We start from the raw sequence: 11992 nt of genomic DNA, 5'->3' as shown, positions 1-11992 counted from the left end.
AGCAATCTTGGCGTCGCGAACCGTCACCGCCAGTTTCAAATCTTCAAGGGTACGAGATTGTTCTTCAATGACCTTCGCTTGCGAACCTACCTCCGTCTGGAGTCGCTCAACCTGCCCCAAAAGTGTCGCAACAACACTGCGCAAACCCGCCAGGGAAAAATCGTCATTCGATTCAGTCGATGGAGCCATCTCCAGTTTGAATCATAACCGCGAGTCCCTGCCAAGCCCCCTTGCACGCCAATTTGCCCCGGTTACACTTAGCTGATCATAACAGCGCTTGGGCTTGAGCCAACCGTTCGAGGTCGCCGAGGTTTACGCGAAATTCCTTGAGTAAATGAAATAGGGTAGTAGTTACGTTGGTTGCGGGCCCCCGCAACCAAAGTCTAAAATGAAACAGTAAGACGGAATAACGCCGCCAGCGAACGTCATTCCGCTCCGGTCGGAAAATGAACCTGCAGTCCTTTAGTTATGGACGGCGCTCCAGATCATGTCCGGCAGGGTGATGTCTACGGATATCGGCAGATCATCCGACGCCTGACCAAACAGCACGTGGTACGTCCCGGCCTTTACACGCCAGCTGTTGTCAGCGACCTCGTAAGTTGCCAACAAACGTGGATCCACCTTCTGCGCAAAGGCGGCGGCGGCGGAGCCAGGGGCGACCAAGTCTTTGTGGAACGCCACGAGGCGCTTGGGCGCTTCCCATCCCGCCGCTTTGTAGTCATCAGGCGCAACATAGATCTGTACTACGCCCTTGCCCGGGACCTTTCCCGTATTTCGTAGTGTCGCGCCGACGCTCAAGGCGCCATTGTCGACGGTGGCTTTGGTATCGGATACCGCGAAGGTGGTATAGCTCAGGCCGTGGCCGAACGCGAACAGGGGCTTAAAGCCCTTTACATCGTACCACTTGTAGCCAATGGTCGCGCCTTCGTCGTAGGTGACATGGACGGCTTTGCCGTCAGGCTGGTCAAAACCGGGTATGTCAGCGTGCGCGAGGTGCGCGTCCGATGCCGGGAAGCTGATCGGTAGGTGCCCTGAGGGATTGACCTTGCCGCTGAGGATGCGGGCGATCGCGTGTCCGCCACGGATGCCGGGGTAGAAGGCTTCGAGAATTGCCGGAACGCTGTCCTTCCAAGGCATGAGGATGGCGCCGCCCGATTCGATCACGACGATCGTCTTCGGATTGGCGGCGGCAACCGCGGCCACCAGAGCATCCTGATCGCCTTTGAGCTCTAGCGTGCTGTCCATGCCCTCACCCATGAACTGGGTCACGAAGACTATGGCGACGTCAGAGGACTTGGCCAGGGCCACGGCCGCTGCGATATCGTTGCCGCTGCTATAGGACACTTTCGCCTTCGGCAATTCGGTCTTCAGGGCCGCCATAGGCGAAGACGGCATGTAGATGACCGGGTCCGGCCAGACCTTGGGGTCGGCTTCCGGCACCGGGTTGCCACCGACCGGCATAACGGCGGAAGAGCCGCCGCCGGCCAAGACGCCCTTGTCGGCGTGGCCACCAATCATGGCGACCGATTTCACGCCTACCAGGGGCAACAGGTTGCCGTCATTTTTAAGTAAAACCAGCGAGTCTTCGGCGGCTTTTTGCGCGACCGCGGCATTGGATCTGAAGTCGATGGGGCCGGCCTTCGCCGGATCGTCGAATGCGCCTGTCGAGAACAGCGGCCATAGAATCCGGGTGGCCATATCATCAAGTCTGGTCATGCTGATTTCGCCCTTGTCTATGGCGGCTTTGAAGACCTTGGGCGCAAACCAGGGCTTGCGGTCGCCGCAGCACGGGAAGCCCGTAAACTGGTCGAGACCGTAATTTGCCGCATCCGCAGTTGAATGAACTGCGCCCCAGTCAGCCATCACATAGCCCTTATAGCCCCAGTCCTGCTTTAGTGTCTTTTGCAGCAGGTACTCGTTTTCGCACCCCCAGCGCCCATTGATCAGGTTATAGGAACACATGACCGAACCGGGACTCGACTGCTCGTAGGCGAATTCAAAGGCCAGCAGGTCGGACTGGTGCATGGCCTCGGGCGAGATGGTGACATCTAAGCTGTGGCGCTGGCTTTCCTGGTCGTTGACGGCAAAATGCTTCAGAGTCGACACCATGTGCTGCGACTGGATACCATTGATCAGCCCCGCGGCCATTTTACCGGCCAGCCAGGGATCTTCGCCGACATATTCGAAGTTACGGCCACTACGGGGCTCGCGTGCCAGGTTTGCGCCTCCGGCCAGGAACGTGTTGAATCCGGTCAGCCGGGCTTCGGACGCGATCATCCGGCCACCGGCTTCGGGCACGGTGGGATCAAAACTGGCAGCCGTAGCCAAGGACGAGGGCAGGGCGGTACGCTGCATGCCCTCTACACGTACGCCGAGCGATGCGTCGGTCTGGGCTTGGGCCGGAATCTTGAGGCGTGGAATTGCCGGAACGAAACCGGAAGAGCCGGGGACTTGGTTTGCTTTCACGACAGCCTTGACCGCCGCAGGCACGATGTCATCGGCCTGCTTCGCTAGGTCGTCGGCATCGGTAAAGCCGAAAATCAAGGTCAATTTTTCGTCGATGGTCATGGCCGCGACAGCGGCCTTTGCGCGTTCTTCGGGCGACTTCGAGGTGTCGAGCCATGGCTGACTCTGGGCCAAGGCAGGGCTCGACACAAAAGCCAACATAGTCACGATTGTGATCGGTTTCAACGTGTGGGTTCCTATGCTTATCTTGTCTGAAGCTATCGTAGTTAGGTATTTTCTGGATGAGAAGAGGGCGGCTATACTATACCGCTACCATCGCGCGCTATTCTAACGAAGGGGCTATTCATGCCTTTGATCGTGCGGCTGATGAGAATTCGGTGAATTGGCGCGGCGGACGTGTCCCTCGTGAGCTGTTCTGGCACGGCATTTACGGCTAACCGAGGTTGTGGGCGAGTGAATCGAGTTCGGCGTGCGACATGTTGGGCTGCTTTAGGGCGGTCGCCGAACCCGGCCACGCGATAAGGCTTGCTGTAAGACCCAACACGCCCGTCCCCTTTAGAAGGTGACGCAACAGACGGTACAAAGCAGCGGTGGATGTCTTTACGAGGTTCAAGAACGCACCTTTGTTTGCCACACCATTCCAGTCAACTGAAAGCAAATATACCGGAATAAAAGGCAAGGGGTTTTGCCAGAAGCGAGCGATCTAAGTGCCGCAGGGAGCATGTCCTGGCCAGGGAAAACCAAGGCCTGCTCCCGCCGGTACGAACGCGGCATTGCGTCCGTATCAGAAATCAAAACCCAGGCGAACACCAAGGGTTCTTGGCGCATCATAGCTAGCGAGCAATTCTCCTAGGCCCGCGGACTGAAAGTTCTTGGTGGCAATATTTGTCAGGTTTTCCCCATAGATCTCGACATAGAAGGTGTCGTTAGATGGCGTAATGCGTATGTTGCCATCGAACTTGGTGTAGGCATCTTGCAATTGTGCCAAATGCGCGCCGTCATAGTTTTGCACATCGAGCCACATTTTGCTTTGCCAATGCATCAGGACATAAGGCTGAACCGTATAGCCGTTCCCAAGGTGGAGGGTATGTTGATAGTGAACAGTCAGAGAGTATTCTGGCGCAAAAGGCAGTTGATTGCCTTTTAAGCTTATTTGCTCGTCGGGCGCGCCGCACTGGGTTTGGCCGAAAATGACGCGCCCAGCACAGGCATACTCATCAATGAGCGTCCCGCGGATGACTTCAGTGTGAAGCCACGAGACATATCCGCCCAGTTCGCCATTGTCCCATGGCTTGGAGTCGAATTCCAACTCTAGCCCTTCAATTCGGGCCAAAGGCAGGTTATCTGTTGTCCATGCGGTCACAGCCCTGCCTTCCGCGGGACTGTTAGGATTGGTGTTGATTCCAATGACCTTATCGCCGGTATTCTGCATATCGTGATAATCGCTGAGGAATAGCGTCGCGGACAGTTGCAGTTTGTTGTGGAACAGTTTCCCCTTATAACCGGTTTCATAATTGGTTACGTGTTCCGGCCCGTATTCGAGGATCTTGACACAACCATTGTTGCAAAAATCCGCTGCCTCATACATGCCGCCCATCTTATAGCCCGTGGCGATCGAGCCGTAGAACATGTGGTTGGGGCTGGGATTGTATTCGAGGCCCAAACGATAGGTGCCGACATTCCAGTTTTTGTCGGAATCCGTAATGTATACAAGCGGATTGGCCGCGCTGCCTAGCGGCGCATTACGCCCCATGTTCTGCGTCAGATCACTTGATTGATGCGCACGCACACTGGTCGGCTCATAAAGACCGTTGTACCAGGCATCGCTCGGAGTCCAATCACCGTATTCATAGCCATTGTGATCGCCCTTTTTGTCCCACGAATAGCGACCGCCCACGGTAAGTGTCAGGGTGTCGGTCATCTTGTAATCAAACTGGCCGAACACGGCCTTGGATTCTGTGGTGCGATCCCGTTGGTCATAAACCACGCCGTAAGGCAGGCCATCGATCAGTGAACCTGACTCTGCATCGTAACTCTTGTTTTCGATGAAATCCTGGCTATAGAGAATTTGCTTATGTTCGTACAAATAAAATGCGCCAAGAACATAGTTGAGACGGTGATCCCCGTTCGATTTCAACTGAATCTCGTGCGTCACGGAACGATAATTACTGCCTTGTGTGTCGCTGCTATTGTCGGACACGGGATAGCTGAGGGTGGCAGCCTGTTCAGCGGTTTGTGGCGCGCCAATGGATGACCATTCGGCCGGCGGGTAAAAGCCGCCGTCATCGTCATGGAGTTGATGACGGCGCTCATCCTCAAATCCAACCCTGTATTCCAACACCATGGAATCATTAATATTATAGGCCGTTTTGAGCTGATAATCGTCAAGTGTCATGCGCACATAGCCAGGCACGTTGATCTTCAAATAGCGGAGCTCATGGTCGCAGGCGGCTGGCGTTCCCTCGGCCGATTTGCAATCTTGGTAATCACTGTCTCCTGCGCCATTATCGGCAAATCGCGATACGGTGGCCGTCATTTCGAACCGGTCATTGGGCCGCCAGCGCGCAATCAAGCGCCCGGCCCACTCATTGTCATTATTGTACCAGTCCTTCGCTGCAACCGGCTTGTTATAGCGCTGATCGACATCCGGGATGCCGTCTTTCTCAATACCGTTGGCGGGTGAGGCAATATCGGTGAAATCCTGAACCTGAGTGCCGTAGCCATCATGCTTTGACGCCGTATAGGTAGCGCGCACGGCAAACGTGTCACTGAAACCGAAATTATACATGGCCCGCACTTCGCGACCGTTATAACTGCCGAGCCCGGCGTCCACATGGCCAAAATATGTTGAAAATTTCGGCTTTGCCGGGATGACATTAATCACGCCGCCGGGCGAATTCATACCGAACAAGGTCCCCTGAGGGCCACGCAGCACTTCAACGCGCTCGACGTCGTACATCAGTGCCAGCGCACCCTGCGGCCGCGGTGAGTAAAAACCGTCCTGATGGATAGACACGGCGGCTTCAGCCACTTCCGTCGTGTCCGTTGAGGTGACGCCGCGCATGCTAATGGCGGTACTGGAATCGCCGTTCGACCCCATTTGCAAATTTGGCACAGACGTTGCCATCCCGCGAATATCCTGGATGCCCTGCTTGTCGAGTGACTCTTGTGTTAACGCCGTAACGGCCAAAGGCGTTTTGAGCAGTTTGGTCTCCCGTTTTGACGCCGTGATGACCACCTCCTGAATCCCTGTATCAGGTGCTGCGGAGGGGGGCTGGTCCGTAGGCACATCTTGAGCTGCAGCTAAACCAGGCATCCCCATGATGACGCTTAAGGCCGAGGAAATCATCAAGAAGGAGCGTGCGCGGCTCCGGTTCACTCTCGTCATATTTTTACCCTCCAAACTCACCGGCCAAAGGCCCCGATGGCGCAAAGTTTGACGGATGTATGACAGGCTGTCAATATTTACTTCTAATGGATGTAAGTAATAATTGGTCCTATTTGAGTTGAAACACACCGCTTGATTTTATGGGGGAAAAACAAAGCGGATTCGAAAGCGGTATTATAGAAATGCAGTTTTGGGACTTAAAAAATGTGATATTTTAAATACATATTCTATATCTACATTTCAAAGCCGCTTAAATACGGAAGCGGCGCTCGATCTTTTTTTGCGCGGAATCCATCTCTTCAGCGCGGCCTTGTGTCAGGACGTCAATCCGAGGAGTCAGCTTTTCATATATGGGTAATACGGCGGCGCCGAGCAGGGCGCTGTCGCCAGCCTGGGAAGAGATGACGACGCGGCGTGCATTCTGAATCGTGCCACCGCTTCGCACAGAGTGCAACAAGGGCTGCGCGTAAGTCAGTATCGCTTGCCACAAAGCCCCGGGCACAGCTCCGCCCAGAACGATCATTTGCGGATCCAGCATATTCTCGACTGTGCAGATCACCTGTTGCAGGTAAGGAGCAACCGAGCGGCACCAATCATGAATAGTGCTGTCGTTCTCATTTAGACGCTTTTCGATCTCATCTGATGACAGAAGGGCGCCTGGTCCGGCAATCGATTCCGAAAGGGCGTGAAGCGAAAGATAGGTTTCAACACACCCCCGATTTCCACAACTGCATTGGCGGCCATTTCGCTCAACGGGGATGTGGCCGATTTCTGTAGCATTACCATTGGCGCCGGTGTAGGCGGCGCGATCGATCATAAGGGTTCCGCCAAGCCCGGCCCCCATATATAGATAGAAAAAGCGATTGGTGTCGCTTGCAGCTCCAAATAAGGATTCTCCAACCGCGCCCGCAACGCTGTCAACATTATAGTAGACTGGCAGGCCTATGGCGTCCTCCAAAGCGGTAAAAATTTCCAGCCCGCGCCATTTCTCGAATACCGTCGGTCCTTTGAAGGCCAGGTCGGGCGCATCAAACGGTCCCGGCATAGCGACGCCAACGCCCCAGATTCTATCGGGATGAAGGGCTCCCAGGCGCAAGGTCTCAACCTGTTTGATCATCGCGACCAATGCTGTCGTTGGATCGCGAAGATCGGCACTGATCTCACGACGATCACGCATCTCGCCAACAAGATTCACGCGTGCTGAGGCGATATGATTGAGCTCAAGGCTGATACCAATGGCATCTCCGCCATCAGGATTAAGGGCGAAGGACATCGGTGGCTGCCCGCGCGACTTTTCACCCTTTTGACGTTTGGAAATAATCAGGTCGAGATCTTCAAGATCTTGCGTGATGTTGGCAATCGTCTGTGGGCTTAGACCGACCCTGTCGATCAACTCCTTGCGCGACGCTTCTCCCTGTCGGCGAATGACATCCAGCACGATGCGCCGGTTGTAAGGGGCGCTAGACTGCTGGGTCGAGCCACGACTGACCATATTCTGCGTTTGCCTCTATTAGTTTATGACTGAAATTTCAGCCCTTTTCCCATCAATGTCGCGTGCGCTTAATGGGATAATCGTCTGTTGAACAGGGCCTTGGCAAGCTATTTAGTGATATCTAGGCAACATTTAATAAAAACATCCATTAGATATAATAATTGACAGGATGCATAAACATGAACTAGCTTTTGGACAAAATTTGAAACTGCATGAAAAGGCTTTAGCCAAGTACATGAATGTACGGACGTTCAACCTGACTAAGATACCTACAAAACTGACGATCATTGGTGATATTGGGGTCGATATTGTTATGGGGCCTTTGAAATCATGGCCGAGTATCGGGACTGAAATCCTGATGGAACGAAGTGAAATGCGCGCCGGCGGATCCGCAGGAAATGCAGCCCTAGCCGCGCAATCACTTGGTACGTCCGTTCATCTGATTGCGGGGGTTGGCTCGGATTCCCTTGGTCAATGGCTCATTTCACAGTTTTACGAGCTCCAGGCGGACATTGAAACCATACCGGCGGCCACCACCACGACCGTTGGGCTGATACATGCTGGTGGTGACCGTAATTTCTTTACAACGCACGGCCACCTTGACGCTTATGACGGGATATCGACCTTGCCACCCGCCGAACCCGGCGCGGTAGCTTTGTTGACGGGTGTATTTCTCATGCCGCGTTTGCGTAAACGCTATGTCGATCTCATTAGCCGTATTCGCCGCCAAGGCTATGCCGTGGCTATCGATACCGGCTGGCCATCCGAGGGGTGGACGCCGTCTGTCATTGAAGAAGTCAGGTCCTGGCTGGCCCTCAGTGATCATGTTCTGCTCAATGACCTTGAGATATGCAGCCTGGCTGCAAGAGGCGATCTTAAAGCTTCTATGGAGCACATTATTGGCTGGTTGCGCCCGGGCGCGACACTGGTCGCTAAGGTTGGCCGCGATGGCGCGATTGGGTGCAGAGGAGAGGCGCGCTTCAGCGCAACGCCCCCGATGACATCACCTATATTTGACACAATAGGGGCCGGCGATGCCTTTAATGCCGGATATCTTGACGCCCTCATTCGCGGCCAAGATATTTTCGGCGCATTAACGGCAGGCTGTGTGTGCGCGACCAAAACCATCGGTCATTTTCCACGACAGCGCTCACTTCCAGAAGCATTTCAGGAGGCAAGATGACAAATCGCTGGTTGACGCTCCTCTACATCCAGTGTGTCTGGTTCGTGATTTCCTTCGTGACCAATATCATCGGCCCATTGATGCCGGTTATAATAAGCGACTTTCACTTGAGCCTGACCTTGGCCGGTGTCCTGCCATTCGCGTTCTTTCTATCCTATGGTCTTGTGTCTATCCCGGCCGGTATGCTGATCGAGACGCGGGGCGCCCACTTTGCCTTGCTTCTGGCTTTTTCAGTCAATCTCGCAGGCAGTTTGCTTTTTGCGCTCCATCCGACCTATCTGACGGCCGTGGCGGCCTTGTTCATTATAGGAATGGGCATGGCCATTCTGCAGGTGGTGATTAACCCACTGACACGCAGCGCGGGCGGCGAAGCCCACTTCGCCTTCTTTGCCGTTATGGGGCAACTGGTCTTTGGGCTTGCCTCCTATCTCAGCCCAATGGTTTTCTCGGCCATCATGACGCACAAGGGAGTCCTGTCATTGTGGCTGTCCAGCCTGATGAACCTGACCCGAGCGCCACATTGGGTGCTTCTCTATTGGCTGTTCGCGGTCCTATTCGTATTGATAGCTTTGGTTACGCTGCCGCTTGACCTGACTGGGGTTGAATTGAAAAGCGACGAGAAGAGTGAACCTCTAAGGGTCTATTTCGATCTCTTGCGTGATCGATATGTCATACTGTTCTTCCTCGGCATTGCTGCCTATGTGGGCACTGAGCAATCCATCGCCAACTGGATGTCACCGTTTCTGGAAACCTACCACGGCATAGACCCGAACACGACTGGCGCGCAGACCGTTGGTGATTTTTGGGGCCTGATGTCCGTAGGCTGTCTGGTGGGACTCTTGCTCCTGAAATTGACTGATTCCCGTATGGTTTTACGCGGCGCAGTTGTCGCGGCTATGGTCTGTTTTCTGGCAGCCTTGTTCGGTCCGGCCACGGTGAGCCTCTTGGCTTTTCCCCTTTGCGGTTTTTGCCTATCAGTTATGTTCTCGATCATTTTTTCTCTTGGCCTGAATTCGATCCCCAAACATCATGGCGCCCTGTCAGGTATTCTGTGCTCCGGTATTCTGGGTGGCGCGATCGCTCCCCTCATAGTTGGCACTCTTGGCGAACTGGTCAGCCTGCGCACAAGCTTGCTACTCGTCTTCGTGATGCTATTCTACATGCTAAGTATCAGTTTCTGGGCGCGTCCGCTCGTCAGAAACGCCACCTTGTTTGATAAGGAAAGGGCGCCTTCATGACCGAAATATACCCCCCGAATTCCCGTCTTGTCTCCCTTGATGTGATGCGCGGCCTAGCCGTTATCGGCATGATTCTGGCCAATGCGACCGATGGGGTCAAAGAAGGCCTCGGGGCACATGTATTTCCACAACTATTGCATGAACCTTGGCAGGGGCTGCATTTTGCTGACACAGTCTTTCCGGCCTTCCTGATGATGATGGGTGTTTCCGTACCCATGGCACTTACTAAGGCCAAGGTCGCCACAGGGCTCAACGGCGAACAGTTTCGCAGGATATTCTGGCGTACATTCAGGCTGGTATTTCTAGGCTTCCTTCTTGTCAATCTCGACTGGTTTGCTCATTTCGGCGGCACGACTTGGCGTCTGTTCGGGGTGCTACAACGTATCGGCCTAGTCTATGGTGCCTGTGCGATCCTTTATTTCTTGTGCAGCCCAAGAGTTCGGCTGGTTATCATCGCCGCACTCTTGCTGCTCTACTGGCCACTGGCCCTTTTGCCACAAATCGACGCCGGCCCCTCTGATATTTGGGTGCGTGGTCATAACTTTATAGGTTCGTTCGACCGGGTGTGGTTGGGCGCTGGAGGCCACAATTACGTTCGGGGACCCGAGGGCTACGATCCCGAGGGGCTATTAGGCACGCTGCCGGCCGTTGCCCACGGCCTCATAGGAGTGGCTGTTGGTGAATGGTTACAGCGTATGCGAAGCAGAGATGCCGGCCTTAAACTGGCCCTGGCCGGGATTGGCACGCTCATCGCGGGATGCCTTTGGGGCTTCATCTTCCCGGTAGTCAAGGACATTTGGTCAAGTCCCTTTGTTCTAGTGACGTGCGGCCTTACTACGTTTCTGCTGGCTATATTGCACCTCTGCCTCGACGGAAGAGAAAAGGTGTCTGTTTGGGCATTGTTTCCAATGGCTATTGGCATGAACGCAATGACCGCGTATGTCTTAGATGAAGTTTGCGCTGGAATGCCAACTTGGTCGCTGTTCGCGCTCCCCTATCATCTTAGCCGGCCATATATCTATGAACCTATAGCCGCGCTTCTTCCGGTTATCGCCTTCCTCATGTGCATCTGGCTTGTCACGGAGCGCATGCGGCGAAAAGGACTAGTGATCAAGATCTAAGGGCTCTGATGATCTAGCTGATTTTATTGGAGCGCGCTCTGTGCCTGTGGATAAGTAGATGACTTGAAGCGCAAAGACACACACACGGGAAATTATTAACAACGGCGGATGGTGACTTCGACCGGATTTGGCCGATGTCGTTGAAACGTCTTAAGGCCCGCCTGAAAGGTAAGCGATCAGCTGGCCCCGTAGGCCTTAAAGTTCCACGGCATGAGATCCTCGAGTTTTGAGATGGGCCATCCGTTGGCGAGCCTTTCGAGTGTTTGTGTAAGCCGGGCGGCAGGATCGACATCGTTCATTTTGCAGGTCTGCAGAACGGTTGCGATGGTCGCCCAGGTTCTGCCTCCTCCATCGGAGCCAGCGAACAGACTGTTCTTTCTCGTAATTGTCTGGGGCCTGATGGCGCGTTCGACAACGTTGGAGTCGATTTCGGCCAGGCCGTTATGTAGGAACACTTCGAAGGCCTCGCGGCGCTTGAGTGCGTATCTTATGGCCACAGCCAACTTTGATTTTCCCGATATTCTGGGCAGCGTAGTTTCCCAGAGCTTGAACAAGTCAGCGACGACCTTGGCGGAGTTTTGTTGCCTGGCTTTGGCTCGTAGTTCATGTGCCCGGCCGCGGATGTCGTCCTCGATCCGCCAGAGCGCCTTCATCATTTCGACCGTGGCGGTCGCAACCGGTAAGGCATCCGACACATGCAGATCGTAGAACTTTCGTCGTAGATGCGCCCAGCAGCCGGCAAGGACTGCGCCGCCATTGGCGGCGCCTTTCGGTGCGATGCTGTTGTAACCGTTATAACCGTCCACCTGCACAATGCCATTGTAGCCATCGAGATGATTGGCCACGCAGTCACCGGCGCGACTATCTTCGAAGCGGAAGGCCACCAGGAAGGGGGCCGAGCCGCCGAACGGTCGATCATCACGGGCATAGGCCCAGAGATAGCATTTTCGCGCCTTGCCTGTCCCCGGGTGCGTCATTTTGCATCTCCAGCCGTCGCCAAGTGGCAGCTCTGCAAGAGTGGCTTCCATGGTGGATGTGGGATCAGCTTGAGCCATTGACGGCGATACAATTGCAACAGCAGCCATGGTCGCAAAGCTGCGCCGT

The 11992-nt window shown here is 54.6% G+C and carries 8 protein-coding genes; 3 read left to right on the top strand and 5 right to left on the bottom strand.

Features of this window, described 5'->3' with window-relative positions:
* The 4 genes from B060_RS27785 to B060_RS0118430 all read right to left on the bottom strand — a co-directional run.
* Positions 1-189: hypothetical protein (locus B060_RS27785; protein WP_026172966.1), on the bottom strand; the 189-nt coding region annotated here is incomplete at its 3' end.
* A gap of 273 nt (positions 190-462) precedes the next feature.
* The gene (locus B060_RS0118445) at positions 463-2691 is read right to left on the bottom strand and encodes a beta-glucosidase family protein (RefSeq protein ID WP_236621651.1); all 2229 of its coding nucleotides are present in this window, start codon (positions 2689-2691) and stop codon (positions 463-465) included.
* 559 nt (positions 2692-3250) lie between these two features.
* Positions 3251-5854, bottom strand: coding sequence for a TonB-dependent receptor (locus tag B060_RS0118440; protein ID WP_236621652.1), 2604 nt, complete (start codon positions 5852-5854; stop codon positions 3251-3253).
* A 250-nt stretch (positions 5855-6104) separates the two neighbouring features.
* Complete coding sequence (locus B060_RS0118430) at positions 6105-7346, bottom strand: ROK family transcriptional regulator (RefSeq protein ID WP_018083280.1); 1242 nt, start codon at positions 7344-7346, stop codon at positions 6105-6107.
* A 169-nt stretch (positions 7347-7515) separates the two neighbouring features.
* On the opposite strand from B060_RS0118430, the gene B060_RS0118425 reads away from it, so the two are divergent.
* From B060_RS0118425 to B060_RS0118415, 3 genes are read left to right on the top strand one after another with little or no spacing between them, the layout of a single operon-like run.
* Positions 7516-8529, top strand: coding sequence for a carbohydrate kinase family protein (locus B060_RS0118425; protein ID WP_018083279.1), 1014 nt, complete (start codon positions 7516-7518; stop codon positions 8527-8529).
* The gene (locus B060_RS0118420) at positions 8526-9767 is read left to right on the top strand and encodes an MFS transporter (RefSeq protein ID WP_018083278.1); all 1242 of its coding nucleotides are present in this window, start codon (positions 8526-8528) and stop codon (positions 9765-9767) included. Before B060_RS0118425 ends, B060_RS0118420 begins: the two co-directional genes overlap by 4 nt.
* Positions 9764-10888, top strand: coding sequence for an acyltransferase family protein (locus tag B060_RS0118415; RefSeq protein WP_018083277.1), 1125 nt, complete (start codon positions 9764-9766; stop codon positions 10886-10888). The genes B060_RS0118420 and B060_RS0118415 overlap by 4 nt, the downstream gene beginning before the upstream one ends.
* A gap of 176 nt (positions 10889-11064) precedes the next feature.
* Here the strand turns inward: B060_RS0118415 and tnpC are convergent, their stop codons facing one another.
* The gene (tnpC, locus tag B060_RS25160; RefSeq protein ID WP_269078016.1) at positions 11065-11943 is read right to left on the bottom strand and encodes an IS66 family transposase; all 879 of its coding nucleotides are present in this window, start codon (positions 11941-11943) and stop codon (positions 11065-11067) included.
* Between the last annotated feature and the right edge of the window lie 49 nt (positions 11944-11992).

It is taken from the genome of Asticcacaulis benevestitus DSM 16100 = ATCC BAA-896 (assembly GCF_000376105.1).
GTDB classification, from domain to species: Bacteria; Pseudomonadota; Alphaproteobacteria; order Caulobacterales; family Caulobacteraceae; genus Asticcacaulis; species Asticcacaulis benevestitus.
The sequence above is the reverse complement of the archived record's forward strand: the minus strand, read 5'-3'. Positions and strand labels throughout refer to the sequence as shown.